The sequence below is a fragment of the Tellurirhabdus rosea genome, from assembly GCF_026278345.1.
In the GTDB taxonomy this organism is placed as follows: Bacteria; Bacteroidota; Bacteroidia; order Cytophagales; family Spirosomataceae; genus Tellurirhabdus; species Tellurirhabdus rosea.
This window is the reverse complement of sequence record NZ_CP111085.1, coordinates 2,939,193-2,954,102: the sequence shown is the minus strand read 5'-3', so window position 1 is coordinate 2,954,102 and position 14,910 is coordinate 2,939,193. Positions and strand designations below refer to the sequence as shown.

Below are 14,910 nucleotides of genomic sequence, written 5' to 3'. Positions count from 1 at the left end.
AGGAGGCACTGGAACGGGCATGAAAATACTACACACCGCAGACTGGCATTTAGGAAAACGACTTTATAAACACGACCTGGCCGACGACCACGTCCGGTTTCTGGACTGGCTGGCCGAAACCATCGAAGCGCGGGACATCGACGTGCTGCTCATCGCGGGCGACATATTCGACACGACCAACCCCAACGACGGGTCGATGTCGCTTTACTACCAGTTTCTGACGCGGATGCTGCCCCTGCAGCGCCAGATCATCATCACCGGCGGCAACCACGATTCGGCCAGCAAGCTCAACGCGCCGCGCGAACTGCTGCGCCACCTGAACATTCACGTCGTCGGCTGCACCACCGGCGATTGCGTCGATGAAGTCCTCCGGCTTTCGGCGGGCTCCTCCGATCTGCTCGTGGCGGCCGTGCCCTACCTTCGGGATGCCGACCTGCGGCAGTCCATCTCGGGCCAGACCTACGAAGACCGCGTGGAGCAGGTACGCATGGGCATCCGGAATCACTACCAGCGCATCGCCGACCACTGCCAGACGGCCTACCCAAACGTGCCGGTGCTGGCGATGGGCCATCTGTACGTCAACGGCGCGACCATCTCCCCCGAAAGTGAACGCGAAATCCACGCGGTCGGCGGGCAGGCGGCGTTTTCCACCGAGCATTTTCCGGAAGGGTTCGATTACGTGGCCCTCGGGCACATCCACGTTCCGCAGCAGATCGGGACTTCGGAACTGGTGCGATACAGCGGCTCGCCCCTGCCGCTGAGTTTTTCCGAACGGGACAACCGGCATCAGGTGCTGGAACTGACCGTAGACAACGGCAAAATCACCCGCGTCGAACCCGTCCCTGTCCCGCGATTCCGGTCGCTGCGGCACGTGGTCGGTACGCTCGATTTTGTGCGGGAAGTGCTGGAAAAAATTGAAGTGGACGAGGACGCTTTGCCTACGCTGGTCGAAGTGCTGGTTGAGGAAGAGTCCGAAAACCTAGCAATCCGGCAGCATTTCGACCAGTTGCAGCGCGATTATGCCGGGGCGCCTTTCCTGCTGGCCAAAACCCGTCTGATGTTCCGCAACAAGCTCAAAGGGCTGGCGGAGCTGTACGTGGCCGATACTTACCTGAAAGACCTGTCGTACACCGACGTGTTTGCCAAACGCCTCGAAGCTTCCGGCGTGGAGGACGGGCAGCGTCAGATTCTGCTCGAAACCTACCGCGATTTACACCGTATCGTAACTGAAAATGGGCCTTCGCCCGTACTGCTGCATGAAAATCCGGCAAATTCGCTTTCGTAACATCAATTCTTTTTACGGAGAACACCCCCCGATTCAATTTCTGGAAGGTCCGCTGGGCAGCACCGGGCTGTTTGTCATCGCCGGCCCGACCGGAGCGGGCAAATCGACGCTGCTGGACGTGATTACGCTGGCCCTGTTCAACCGGATTCCGCGGGTTTCGGGCGCTATTTCGCTGGCTAATATTGAAAACGAAGGGTTGCTGGTCAACCAGCAGGCGGCGAAGGAACCCAAAGCCACGGCGTATGCCGAGGTGGAATACGAAGTCGGTGGCAACGCCTACCGTTCGCGCTGGTCGATTACCAGAAACCGCAACGGCAACTGGAACAACTACGAAATGGAAGTCGCCCGCCTGAAGGAAGGCAGTGAGGAAGGCGAGTTGTTTCCCATCAAAAACCTCCGGGATTTTCCGGCCAAAAACGAAGAGCTGATCGGACTGACCTACGAGCAGTTTGTCCGTTCCATCGTGCTGGCGCAGGGCGCTTTCGACCAGTTTCTGAAAGCCCGCGCCGGCGACCGCAGCAAAATGCTCGAAAAAATCACCGGGACGGAAATCTACCGGCTGCTGAGTCAGAAAGCGCATGAGATCAACCGGGATTATACCCTTGTGCTTCAGGACAAACGGAAGGATCTGGCCGCCATTCAGGTGTTGCCCGACGAAGAGGTAGACCAGTTGAAGACCGAACAGAAAAAGCTCGACGCCCGCATTAAAGACCTGACCAAACAGATTCTCTTTTTTACCGAAGAAGAAAAACTGCTGACCCGAATCGAAGAAGCCGAACAAACGCTTAAACGGCTCGACGACCGGCAGGCCCTTCTTGAAACGAGCCAGGTTACGTTTGCGGAAGACGCGCGGCGGCTCGGACAACACGAAACGGTGGCCGACCTGGCAACCCCGCTTTCGGACCTGCTCCACGCGGAAACGAACCGCGACCGCGAATCCCGGCGGGCGACCGACGCCCGGCAGCTCCGGACCGAACTGGAGAAAGAGATGACCCGGCTGCTGGACGAGGCCCGGACGCTGACCCGCAACGAAGCCCTTTCGCAGGAGACGTTCATGCAGGAGCTAAACGACTTCCGTGAACGCGTTCAGCGGCTGACGCAGAGGATTCAGGACAGCCACGATGCTGCCCGGAAACCGCTTCTGGCCATCCGGGAAGCCCTTGAAACGGCGAAGGACCCGTGGATACGCGCCCTCGATCCGGCCGATCTGGAGGAAGCCGCCGCGCAGGTGTCCGAACAATACCAGCGTATCGGCGTCGAACTGGTGCAGTTTGAACAGGAATATCCCCTGCTCAACAGCGGCAACATCCGGCAGGAAATGGCCCGGCTGGTCGAGCAGGAAACCACGCTGGGCAACCTCTACCACGCGCTCAAAGAACAGCAGGACCGGCTGGGCGACGGACAAACCCTGAATGCCCGGATTCAGAACCAGAAAGAACTGCTGGAACGGGAAAGTCCAAATCTGGATGCGCTGGCGCTGGAAGTGGCAGCACTGGAACAGCGCAAAAAAGAACTGGAACAGCGTAAAATCCGGCTGGCTCAGGAAGCGAACCTCGAAGAACTCCGCAAGGCTCTGCAGGACGGCGAGCCCTGCCCGCTCTGCGGCTCCCTCGACCATCCGTACGCCCAGCATTACATCAACGAAACCGGCAAACTGGAGCTTCAGCTGCAACTGGTCGCCAGCGACTGGAGCAAGAAGAAAAGCCAGTACGACGCGCTCAACAAAGCCCTCAGCACGGCAGACGGCGAGTACAAAGCGCTGGTCCAACAGCGGGACGAACTGCGGACGCTGTATTCGCAGAAGCGGTCAGAGATCAACCGGCAGCTGGAAACTCTGGCGCTCGACCCGGCGCTTTCGCCCACGGAAGTGCAGAGCCAGATCAAGTCGGTTCAGCACCAGCGCGGCGTGTTCTCCAACGTGCAGGCCCTGTGGGAACAGGACACCCTGCTCCGGAATCTGAAAACGGGTTTTGAGCAGTTGCAGAACCACCAGCAGGAACTCCAGCAGTTGACGGCCGAGAAGAACGCCCTTTTTGCCGGAGATGCCATCAAAACCGTCTGCGAACGGATGGCCGACCGGTTCGGCAACATTCAGAAAAACCTTTCCGGACAGGACGAAGTGCTCAAAAATGCCCAAACGGCTTTCACGGGCTTTGAGGACGAATGCCGCCAGTTGACGGGCAGCCTGCGGTCGCTGCTGCTGGAACGCGGCTTTGCGGACCCTGCCGCGGCCCGCGCCGCCCTGCTGGACTCCGTCGCGGTTCAGCACCTGCGGGAGAAAAAAGCAGAACTCGAAAAAGAAGCGGCCGAACTGGCGGCCAAACGCCGGGACGAACTGCAGAAACGCACCGAAGCACTCCAGGCCCGGCAGTCGGAACGGAGCCCGGACGAAGTGCTGGAGCAACTGGCGCTGCTGAAAAAGGAAGAGTCCAAAAGCCGGGAACAGGTCGGGTACTTCAAGCACATGCTGGAGGTGGACCGGGAAAAACGGCGGAAGCAGAAAAAATATTCCGAAGACCTGACGAAGCTCGAAGGACAGGCCCGTCCGTGGCAGGAACTCAACCGCCTCATCGGCAGTGCCAAAGGCGACGAATACAGCAAATTTGCCCAGAGCCTGACGCTTTCCCAACTCATCGGCCTGGCCAACCAGCGCCTCCGCGACCTGACCGACCGCTACGCCCTGCTCAAACCGCACGACGGGCAGGAGGAATTGTACGTCATGGACCTCTACCAGGGCGGCACCGAACGGTCCGTTTCCAGCCTGTCGGGCGGAGAGACCTTCACGCTCAGTCTGGCGCTCGCCCTCGGGCTGTCGGACCTCGCCTCGCAGAACGTGCAGATCGACAGTCTGTTCATCGACGAAGGTTTTGGAACACTCGACCCCGAAACGCTCGATACGGCCATCGTCATGCTCGAAAAACTGCAGCAGGATAGTCAGAAAACCATCGGCATCATCTCGCACCGCCACGAAATCAAGGAACGCATCAGCGTACAGGTGCAGGTGGAAAAAGGCAACGACGGCAACAGCCGGATTTCAGTTAAGAGTTAAGAATTAAGAGTTAAAAGCAGGCTCCGCTAACACAAGCGACCTGATTAAGCGAAGCATACTTTTAATTTTTAACTCTTAATTCTTAATTGTAAAGGCTACGTATTTATCCCCCGACCGGGTTTTGAGTTTGCCTCCGCCGCAGGCGATGACGATGTATTGCTTTCCGTTGACGGAGTAGGTGCTTGGAGAGGCGTAGCCCGCCGCGGGGAGCTTTGCGGTCCACAGGATTTTGCCCGTTCGGGTATCGAAAGCACGGAAGACTTCGTCGCGGCTCGCGGCGATAAACAGCAGGCCGCTGGCCGTCACGAGCGGGCCGCCGTAATTGTCCGTCCCCGTCGGCGGAACGCCTTTGGCGGTCAGTTCCGGGTATTCGCCCAGCGGCACCTGCCAGCGGCGTTGTCCCGTGTTCAGGTCAATGGCCGTGAGCGTTCCCCAGGGCGGCGCACTGACGGGGTAGCCGTTGCGGTCGTACCAGCGATTGTAGCCGGTATGGTTGTACGGAAGCGTCCGTTTCCCCTTCTGCACCACGGCTTCGGCGGCACTTCCTTTCTGAAACAGAAAATCCAGAATTGCCTTGCGCTCGGCTTCCGGAAGCTGGGCAAAGGCCGGCATCATTCCCTGTCCTTTTCGTAAAATATCGCTGGTCTGGCTTACCGTCAGGCGTTTGTCCAAATTGACGAGGGAAGGATACGTGCCGTCGTGGTTGCCCCGCCGGTCGGCACCGTGGCAGGCGCTGCAATTCCGGGTATACAGTTGGGCGCCCGTCAGCCGCTGTCCGGCTTCGCTGTTTTTTTGCTGGGTCAGGGACGAGTAGACGGGGAGCTCTTTGGCGGGCACGTACAGGACGCCCTGCGGGTCGGCCGCCGCCCCGCCCCACTGCCCACCGCCGTCGGTGCCGGGGAAGAAAATGGTCATGTCGGCTCCTACCGGGATGTAATGACTCCCCGTGCGGGCCTTTCGCAGCACCCGTTTCAGCGAATCGCGGTCGGCAACGAAAGTGTTGAAGTCGTTTTCCGTAAAACGCTGGCGGGTAAACGGCACCGGCAGCGTCGGAACAGGCTGCGTCGGGTAGGGCACTTCGCCGGGCACGCCGTCGGTCCGGAACGCTTTTTCCTGAATCGGGAACAAGGGCCTGCCCGTCACCCGGTCGAACACGAAAACAAAACCCTGCTTGGTAATCTGCGCCACGGCGTCGATGCGCCGACCCCGGTGCGTCACCGTGACCAGATTGGGCGGGGCGGGCAAATCACGGTCCCAGATGTCGTGGTGAACGGTCTGAAAATGCCAGAGCCGTTTTCCGGTGGTGGCATCCAGCGCCAGCAGGCAGTTGGCAAAAAGATTGGCACCTTTCCGGTTGCCGCCGTAAAAATCGTAGGCTGCCGAGCCAGTGGGCGCGTACAGAATGCCCCGCTGCCGGTCGATGGCCATGCCCGCCCAGGCGTTGGCCCCACCGATGTTTTTGTACGCCTCTGCAGGCCACGTATTATACCCGGCCTCGCCGGGGCGCGGAATGGTATGGAACGTCCAGACCGGTCGGCCCGTTCGCACGTCGTAGGCCCGGATGTCGCCCAGCAGGGCCGTTTCGCTTTCCGACACGCGCGCGCCCACGATGAGCAGATTTTTGAAGACCACCCCCGGCGTATTGGCGACCACGTAATCGTCCGCGCCGGGCCGTTCGAGACCCTGTTTGAGATGAATCCGGCCCTTTTCGCCAAAAAGGGGATCAGGCTGTCCGGTACGGGCGTCGAGCGAGTAAAGCCAGGGGCCAATTCCAAAAAACAGGCGTTTCTGGCCTTCTTCGGCCCAGTACGCGACGCCCCGGCTGGTGGTGCCGCTGGCGTTTTCCGAAAAGTTTGTTTTCCAAAGCTCTCTTCCGGTGGCGGCATCCAGCGCAAATGCCTGTGTCCCGGCCGACACCCCGTACAGCACGCCATCGACGACGAGCGGGTTGCACTGCATCTGCGTCCGGTTGGCCACCGTATCGGCCCCGCCCGAGGCATACACCCAGGCCGGCTGGAGCTGCCCGACGTTTTCGGCCGTAATCCCGTTCAGCTCCGAATAATGATTCCGGCTGCCGTCCCCGTTGTACTCCGGCCAGTCGGCGGTCGGCGCGCCCCCGGCCGGTACGCCCGAAGCCGGTATGCCCGAAGCTGGTACACCCGATACCGGTGCCTCCATTGGCAATCCAGTGTAGCTCAGGATTCCGAAGCCCATCAGGGGGAGAAGCAAAGCGGCAAAGCGTTTCATAATCAGCGTCATTTACTTCCTAAAGTCGCGCCCTGTTGATTTCTCCCATACCAAAAGCAACGGGCCGGACTCTCCCAGAATCCGGCCCGCCGCCACTAGTCTTTTTTCTTTTGTCTAACAGTTTCCCGCCCAACACTACTTCTGCTGCTGGCCTTTGATCATGTCGATAACAGCCTCGGACATACCCGTCGACGAGAAACCGCCGTCGTGGAAGAGGTTCTGCATCGTCACTTTCCGGGTCAGGTCCGAGAACAGGGTGATGACGTAATCGGCGCATTCGTCGGCCGTTGCGTTCCCCAGCGGCGACATGGCGTCCGAGTAGCTGAAGAACTGGTCGAAGCCGCCCACGCCCGAACCCGCCGTGGTCATGGTCGGCGACTGGGACACGGTATTCACCCGTACTTTCTTTTTCATGCCGTAGTGGTAGCCGAAGCTGCGGGCGATGGACTCCAGCACCGCTTTGGCATCGGCCATATCCGTGTAGAACGGGAACGTCCGCTGCGCCGCAATGTAGGTCAGGGCCACAAACGAACCCCATTCGTTAAGGGCGTCCATCTCGTAAGCCACATGCATCATTTTGTGGAACGACAGGGCCGACACGTCGATGCTTTTCTGATACCATTCGTAGTTCAGTTCGCTGTACGGCTTGTTTTTCCGGATGTTGGGCGACATGCCGATGGAGTGCAGCACGAAGTCAATTTTTCCGCCCAGCACGTCCATGGATTGCGTGTACAGCTTCTGAATATCGTCTACACTGGTCGCGTCCGCCGGGATGATTTCCGCTTCGCACTCGTCAGCGAGTTGTTTGATGGCACCCATGCGCATGGCAATCGGGGCGTTGGAGAGCGTGAAAATCGCTCCTTCTTCTTTCGCTTTCTGCGCGACTTTCCACGCAATTGATTTGTCATCCAGCGCGCCGGTGATGATTCCGCGCTTTCCTTTCAGTAGTCCGTAGGCCATTTTTTCAATGAAAAATGAAAAATGAAGAATGAAAAGTGAGGGCTTCGAGACCCTTTACGATTCATGATCCATCATCCATTGCGGTCCGACGCCGCGGTGAATATTCATTTTAGCGCTCAAAGTTAATTACTTTTTTTTCTGTAATGCCAACGAGGCCAGTGGTTGTTGTACGGGTTGCAGCTGGAGCACTTCGCTCAGGAAGCGTTCGGACTCCCGGTAAACGCCGTTGAGGTCGCCCGACGTAAAGTGGGAAGCAATGACGTGTTCGCCCGCTTCCGGAAAGGCCGCTTTGCGTTTGTTCGCGCTTTTCGTGCCCAGCCCCTCATACATCTCCAGCATGGCGGCGACCGATACGACCTTGTCCTGGTGTTCGTCGTCTTTGTAATAATAGCCCAGAAAGACCGGCTGGTTTATCTTTTCGAAGGTTTCGTCGGTCATGTACGCGTCCAGCAGGGTCTGCAGCGTCACGAGGCCGTTGGCGTGGTATTGGGCGTACCAGTAGCGCGCCCGGTCGGGTTTGTAGCGGGTAGTGCTCAGGTAGTCGGAGCCGTTCACCTGACGCAGAATCTGCCTGCCCCAGGGGCCGGTCACCAGCTTCAGGGCCGGATTGGCGACCTCAATACAGGGCGAATACAGCACCAGCCCACTGATTTCGGGATGCCGGGCGGCCAGAAACAAGGAAAGCATGCCGCCCGCCGACGTTCCAATCAGAACTACCTTGTCGCCCAGTGCTTTGCCGACGGCCAGGGCCTGCTCGGCGGAGGCCACGTACTCGGCCGGGGTCAGGTTTTTGAGAGCATCCGGCGATTGCAGGCCGTGCCCCGCCAGTCGGGCCACGTACAGGTTGGCCCCGAAGTGCCGGGCCAGTTGCCGGTGTACGGGGTCGCCTTCCGCCCAGCTCGCCGAAAAACCGTGTAGATAGACAAAGCTGTACGGCGTTTTGTGCCGCCGGAGGCTGTCGGCCCAGAAAATACGGGCTTCGTTATCGGGCCGGACGCCCGCTTTCCGCTCCGCATCTGCTATCTCTTTTTCCAGTTGAAGCAGATTGGCGCTAACCGTTGCAGAAACGTCCGACAGGGCGGCTTTGGGAGCGCGGGGACCGAGAAAATAAGCGATGACGAAGGCGGCCAGCAGGAGGCCGAGGTTCTGCAGGAAGCGTATCATGGACGTAACCCGGTTGTCTGGCCCGGAGAGTTAGGATGGAAGGTATACACAAACGCCCGGCAGAGCCCGGACTTACTCAATCTCCATGCGAATCCGCCAGTCTTTGGGCAGGTAGTTGTTCACCCGGGTGCCCACACCCTTCATCCAGCCCAGATTTAACCCCTCATACCGGGCGACCAGCCAGCCTTTGACCGACTCCTGCAATACTAAGTTTTCTTTTTTAAAATACCGCAACGCCTCCTCCCGGTTCAGGTCCACGCCGGCCACGTCTTTCGTAACGGCCGTACTCAGGGCCAGGGCGTGCGCCGGGACGAAATCCGTTCCTTTGAAGAGGCCCATTTCCAGCCCGAAACCTTTGTTGCGCAGCGCCACATCCAGATGCCGCAGCGGCTCGGTCAGTTTTTTGGGAATCGCCATCACATCTCCGTTCGGCTTGGCGAACAGCTCAAACTGGGCGGGGTTTTGCAGAAAGGCTTGCGCCGCCGTGACCTGTCTGTTCGGCAGGGCCTTGATCGACTTGAACTGCCGGGGCGTGGGCGCATGAAACACGGGGCCCGTTTTCCGGCGAAAAATGCTTAAAAAGAATCCCTCCCCGGCGACGCGGTGCGGATAGCACTGGTAGCCCACCGCCTTGTTGGACCGTTTTTCGACGATGCCCCATTCGGCGGGAAGCGTCAGAGACAGGGCTTCGAAGCCCTGCGCGGCCAGCCAGTCGGCGTTGTTGAGGTTTTCTTCGTCGTTGTAGGTGCAGGTGCTGTAGAGCAGAAGCCCGCCTTCCATCACCAGCGGGACGGCGGCGGTCAGGATGCGCTGCTGGCGACCGGCGCAAAGCTGGACGGCGGCCTCCGACCATTCGTTCATGGCGCCCGGGTCCCGGCGGAACAGCCCTTCGCCGGAGCAGGGCGCGTCCACCAGCACCAGATCAAAGAAACCTTCCAGCGGGGCAAAGTCTTCCGGGTCGTGGTTGCTGATGAGGAAGTTCGGGTAGCCCCATTTCTCGATATTTTCCCGCAGGACCGGCACCCGGCTGCGAATCACTTCGTTGGTTACCAGCAGACTGTCGTTGGACAGCAGCGAAGCCAGCAAGGTACTTTTTCCGCCGGGAGCCCCGCACAGATCCAGCGCCCGCAGCGACCGGGTGAGTTTGGCGTGCTGCTTCACAGCCTCCGCAATGAGCATGGAAGATGCCTCCTGCACATAGTACGCCCCCGCCTGAAATAGCGGATCGAGCGTGAAGACGGGGCGTTCGGGCAGGTAGAAGCCGCCTTCGCACCAGGGAACGGGCTGTAGACCTTCCGTATTCAGGGCGGGCTTTTGCGGATTGAGTCGAATGCTGACCGGAGCCGGTTGCTGAAGGGCGGCTTCAAAAGCGGGAAACTCGTCGGCCAACTGGGCCTGCATGCGGGTGCGGAAGGATTCGGGCAGCATGGGATAAAAAAGTTCTCGCAGATTGTCGCCGATGGTGGACGCAGATGCTCGCAGAAATAAATCTGCTGTAATCTGCGACTCAAATCCGCGACAATCTGCGAGAAATATAATCTTAGTACGACTTCTCTAATTCTTTCTCCTCCGGAAACACAAACTTCATCGGCCGGCTTACCTGTTCCGGCAGCAGCGCAATGTCCAGCACCTGATTGACCGTATCGACGTAGTGAATCGTCAGCCCTTTGATGTAGTCCTGATTGATTTCCTCCACGTCCTTTCGGTTTTTGGAGCACATGATGATGTCGCGCACGCCCGCCCGGTTGGCCGCCAGGATTTTTTCCTTGATACCGCCCACCGGCAGCACCTTGCCGCGCAGGGTGATCTCGCCGGTCATGGCCAGATACGGTTTTACGCGCCGCTGGGTGTAGATGGAGGCGATGGACGTCAGCATCGTAATGCCCGCCGACGGGCCATCTTTCGGCACCGCCCCGGCCGGAATGTGGATGTGCAGGTCGTAGCTGCCGAACACCCGGTAGTCGATGCCGAATTCGTCGGCATGGGCTTTCAGGTACGACAGGGCTGTAATGGCCGACTCCTTCATTACGTCGCCGAGTTGGCCCGAAAGCGTGAGGCTGCCTTTGCCGCGGCTGAGGCTGGATTCGATAAACAGAATCTCGCCGCCTACCTGCGTCCAGGCAAGGCCCGTTACGACACCGGCCACTTCGTCTTCGGCGTACAGGTCCCGGTCGAAAATCTCGGCTCCGAGCAATTTCGGAATGTCGGCTACCTTGATGTTTTTGGTGTATTCTTCGCCCATCGCGACCGATTTGGCGATCTTCCGCACCAGCGCGCCTACTTTCTGTTCCAGATTCCGGACGCCCGATTCGCGGGTGTAGCCTTCGATGATGCGCTGAATGGCTTTATCGTCGATGCTCAGGTCTTTGGGGCCGAGCCCGTGTTCGCGCCGCTGCTTCGGGAAGAGGTATTTTTTGGCGATCTGAATTTTTTCTTCTACCGTATAGCCCGTGATGTCGATGATTTCCATCCGGTCGCGGAGTGCCGGGTGGATGGTGTCGAGCGAGTTGGCCGTAGCGATGAACAGCACCTTCGACAGGTCGTATTCCACGTCGAGGTAATTGTCCATGAACGTCGAGTTCTGCTCGGGGTCCAGCACTTCCAGCAGCGCCGCCGACGGGTCGCCCCGGAAATCGGAGCTTACCTTGTCGATTTCGTCCAGAATGAAAACCGGGTTCGAGGTATCCGCTTTCTTGATGTTTTGAAGCACCTTGCCGGGCATGGCCCCGATGTAGGTTTTGCGGTGACCCCGGATTTCGGCTTCATCGTGTACGCCGCCGAGCGCCATCCGGATGTATTTCCGGCCCAGCGCCTTGGCCACGGACCGGCCCAGCGAGGTCTTCCCGACGCCCGGAGGGCCGTACAGGCAGAGAATCGGCGCTTTCATGCTTTCCGAATGCTTGCTGCTGGCTTCCGACGCCCGCTCGGCCTTCAGTTTCAGCACGGCCAGGTATTCCACAATCCGCTCTTTGACCTTTTCGAGGCCGAAGTGGTCGGTATCCAGAATTTTCTGCGCCCGCTTCAGGTCGAAATTGTCTTTGGAGTATTCGCCCCACGGCAGGTCAACCATCAGTTCGATGTAATTCATCGTCACCGGGTATTCCGGTGCCATCGGGTTGATGCGCTGGAGTTTGCTCAGTTCGCGCTCAAAATGCATCCGGACGGCATCCGGCCACTTCTTCCGGGCGGCCTTCATCCGGATTTCTTCCAGGTCGCGGTCCGGCGATTCCATGCCCAGTTCGTCCTGCAGAACCTTGATCTGCTGACGCAGGAAATAATCCCGCTGCTGCTGGTCGATGTCCGAGCTGGCTTTGGTCTGAATCTCGCGTTTGAGTTCCAGCAGCTGGATTTCGCGCATCATGTGCTCCAGCAGCATTGTCGCCTGCTTGGCCCCTTCCAGCGATTCGAGCAGTTTCTGCTTCTCTGCCACGTCGGCGTTGGTGTTGGCCGAAAGGAAGTGGATCAGAAACGTGGGACTTTCGATATTGTCGAGGGCAATGCGGGCTTCCTGAGGAATCTCAGGGTTCAGCCGCATAATCTTATACGCCGATTCCTTGACGGACTGAATCAGCGCTTTGGATTCTTTCTTGTTGGGGTTGGGAAAGTGGTCGTCGATCTGCCGCACGGTAGCCGTCAGAAACGGCTCTTCCTGGAGATATTCTTCTATTTCAAACCGCTTTTTACCCTGAATGATGATCGTAATGTTGCCGTCGGGCAGTGAGATCATCTTGATAATGTATGCCACCGTCCCGAGCCGGTATAAATCCTCGGCCGTCGGCTCGTCCTTCTGCTGGTTGGACTGGGCCACCACACCGATGATCCGGTTTCCCTTGTAGGCTTTCTTGACTAGCTTGATTGATTTCTGGCGTCCGACAGTAACCGGAATGACCATCCCCGGAAACAGTACTGTGTTTCTTACCGGCAAAATGGGCAGTTCGTTAGGAACAACGTAGTCATCGTCAGCGTCTTCGGCCGAACCCAGCGGAATCATTTCGAGGTTATCATCGAAGTCCGACTGTGCCAACCATAATTGTGTATCTTGAGATCTTCTAAAATTCATAGTATAATCTGCCAATCTGACAGTTTATGAGTTGACTACGGCGGTTAAATGGTGTGAGGATAGTGCATCATTATACACCTGCAAGGCTTATGCCAAGATGTAGCGTAAGCTCTAAGGTAGTCAAAACAACCGACAAGGGGAAAATGTGCCTGAAAACTACCAGTTTATTTCGTGTACGGACTGAGCGGACTTGAAGACGAGCGTTTTCTTCTGCGACTGGTAGCTTACATTAACCAGATTGACCTGATCGTCAAACAGTTCCATCAGCACGTCCTGCCGCAGCGAACTGCCCTGAGGCCCTTCGGCAAACGGGATTTCGAGGTAAACCCAGGTCGCGTCACCTTCCTGCTCCTTCCCGACAAACTGAAACGCTTTGGCCTGCCTGCGGGCATTGGTCAGCGCAAAATGCTTGCGGACATACCGTTCCACCAGCGGGGCGTAGTTATCTTTCGGTGAGAGGTGTACCTTCAGGTTGTTTTCCTGGCTCAATGCTTTTTCCAGATCGTCGGTGAACATCCGGATGCTTACTTCGAATGTCTTTTCCGCCGGGTTGTACTGCATCTGCGTCACGCTCGCGTGGAAATCGTGAGCCGACCGAAAAGAGGAAAGAAGGATAAACAGGAATAAAACGGACCTTATCACAGGGGATATGAGACTAAAGACAGAGAGCACAGGAGACGCTCTGATGGCCAGAACCCTACTCCCATGCTCTCCGGAATTGTGGATTAAAATACGGCTTTGAACACGTCGTTGAAAATGGCAAACGCCATCAGGCCCAGCAGAATGACCATGCCCACCTTCTGAGCCGCCTCCAGGAATCGATCGGACGGCTTACGGCCCGACACCATTTCGTAGAGCAGCAGCACTGAGTGACCGCCGTCCAGCGCCGGAATGGGCAGGGCGTTCATGAACGCAAGGGCCATCGAAAGCAGCCCGGTGACAAACCAGAAGCGATCCCACTTCCATACGCCACCAAACAGATTCTGGGCGATGCCGATGGGGCCACTCAGGGCCTTGGAGGCCGAAACCTCACCCCGGAAGATTTTCCCGAAGCCTTTGATGTTGTCATACACGACGCCAAAAGCGCGTTCCGTCCCACGGGTAATGGATTCGCCCAGCGTGTACTGAACCTTTGTTACCGGCAGCAGCGATTTCGGGTAGAAACCGATCGTGCCTTCGGGCGTGACCGTCATATTCAGGTTCAGGTTCTGGGTGCCCCGCTGCACGCCCAGCGCGATGGTACGGCCTTTGTTGACGCTGACCGCCTGCTGAACCTCGTGGAAATACTGCGTCGGCCGGCCGTTGATCGAGACGATTCGGTCGCCGGGCTTCAAACCCGCTTTCGCCGCGGGCATATCCTTGCTGACCACGCCGATTTCGAAGGGCATGATCGGCTCGATGAACCGGGGAGCCGATTTCTTATCCGAAAACTTATCCACTAAGTCATTGGGCAAGTCGATGGTCAGGCGCTCCACCGCGCCACCGGCTCCCGTCCGCTCGACGGTGTAGGTGCTGTTTGTTCCCAGCAGTACTTCGGAGCTAAACACATCGTTGAAATCTCTGTGGGGCTTGCCGTTGATGGCGACAATCCGGTCGCCGGTTTTGAGACCAATCTGCTGGGCCAGTTCGTGGGCGACGATGCCGTACCGGGCGTCTTTGGCGGCCAGGTAGGTGTCCCCGTTTATGTACGTCAGGGCCACAAAAATGACAATGCCGGTGATGACGTTGACAATAATGCCGCCCAGCATCACGATCAGACGCTGCCAGGCCGGTTTGGCCCGAAACTCCCAGGGCTGCGGTTCCGCTTTCATCTGGGCCGTGTCGAGCGACTCGTCGATCATGCCCGAAATTTTGACGTATCCACCCAGCGGAATGGCACCCAGTCCGTACTCGGTTTCGCCCCGCGTAATGCTGAACACTTTCGGCGGAAAACCGATAAAATACTGCTCAACCCGCATGCCGAACATCCGGGCAGCCAGGAGGTGACCCAGTTCATGCAATCCTACCAGAATTGACAGCCCGAGAATGAGCTGTCCGGCCATAATTAATACTTCCATTTATTGTCTGAACTGTGATTTTCGTTGACTTAGCTAATTAATACGATGAATCTGCGTACTTCTGCGGCTTAAACTGTGCGCCTTTCTG

9 protein-coding genes are annotated in these 14,910 nt (G+C 58.1%); 2 read left to right on the top strand and 7 right to left on the bottom strand.

Going from position 1 to position 14,910, the window contains the following annotated elements; all coding sequences use genetic code 11:
* Positions 1 to 19: 19 nt before the first annotated feature.
* Both sbcD and ORG26_RS12375 read left to right on the top strand, forming a co-directional pair.
* Positions 20 to 1,285 (top strand): exonuclease subunit SbcD, encoded by a 1,266-nt coding sequence (sbcD, locus tag ORG26_RS12380; protein ID WP_266362167.1) that lies wholly within the window; start codon positions 20 to 22, stop codon positions 1,283 to 1,285.
* Entirely contained in the window at positions 1,257 to 4,334 is a 3,078-nt protein-coding gene (locus ORG26_RS12375; protein ID WP_266362166.1) for an AAA family ATPase, read from the top strand. Before sbcD ends, ORG26_RS12375 begins: the two co-directional genes overlap by 29 nt.
* Before the next feature lie 75 nt (positions 4,335 to 4,409).
* On the opposite strand, the gene ORG26_RS12370 is transcribed toward ORG26_RS12375, so the two are convergent.
* The 7 genes from ORG26_RS12370 to rseP form a co-directional block, all read right to left on the bottom strand.
* Positions 4,410 to 6,581 (bottom strand): outer membrane protein assembly factor BamB family protein, encoded by a 2,172-nt coding sequence (locus ORG26_RS12370; protein ID WP_266362164.1) that lies wholly within the window; start codon positions 6,579 to 6,581, stop codon positions 4,410 to 4,412.
* Positions 6,582 to 6,716: 135 nt separating this feature from the next.
* The gene (locus ORG26_RS12365; protein WP_266362162.1) at positions 6,717 to 7,541 is read right to left on the bottom strand and encodes an enoyl-ACP reductase FabI; all 825 of its coding nucleotides are present in this window, start codon (positions 7,539 to 7,541) and stop codon (positions 6,717 to 6,719) included.
* A gap of 126 nt (positions 7,542 to 7,667) precedes the next feature.
* Entirely contained in the window at positions 7,668 to 8,705 is a 1,038-nt protein-coding gene (locus ORG26_RS12360; RefSeq protein WP_266362160.1) for an alpha/beta hydrolase, read from the bottom strand.
* A 72-nt stretch (positions 8,706 to 8,777) separates the two neighbouring features.
* Positions 8,778 to 10,133, bottom strand: a complete 1,356-nt coding sequence (locus tag ORG26_RS12355) for a methyltransferase RsmF C-terminal domain-like protein (protein ID WP_266362158.1) — start codon at positions 10,131 to 10,133, stop codon at positions 8,778 to 8,780.
* Between the two features lie 112 nt (positions 10,134 to 10,245).
* Positions 10,246 to 12,765 carry an endopeptidase La gene (gene lon / locus ORG26_RS12350; protein ID WP_266362157.1) on the bottom strand — a complete coding sequence of 840 codons (2,520 nt, stop codon included), beginning with the start codon at positions 12,763 to 12,765 and terminating at the stop codon, positions 10,246 to 10,248.
* Positions 12,766 to 12,921: 156 nt separating this feature from the next.
* Positions 12,922 to 13,407, bottom strand: a complete 486-nt coding sequence (locus ORG26_RS12345; protein ID WP_266362155.1) for a DUF6702 family protein — start codon at positions 13,405 to 13,407, stop codon at positions 12,922 to 12,924.
* Between the two features lie 83 nt (positions 13,408 to 13,490).
* The gene (gene rseP / locus ORG26_RS12340) at positions 13,491 to 14,822 is read right to left on the bottom strand and encodes an RIP metalloprotease RseP (RefSeq protein WP_266362153.1); all 1,332 of its coding nucleotides are present in this window, start codon (positions 14,820 to 14,822) and stop codon (positions 13,491 to 13,493) included.
* Between the last annotated feature and the right edge of the window lie 88 nt (positions 14,823 to 14,910).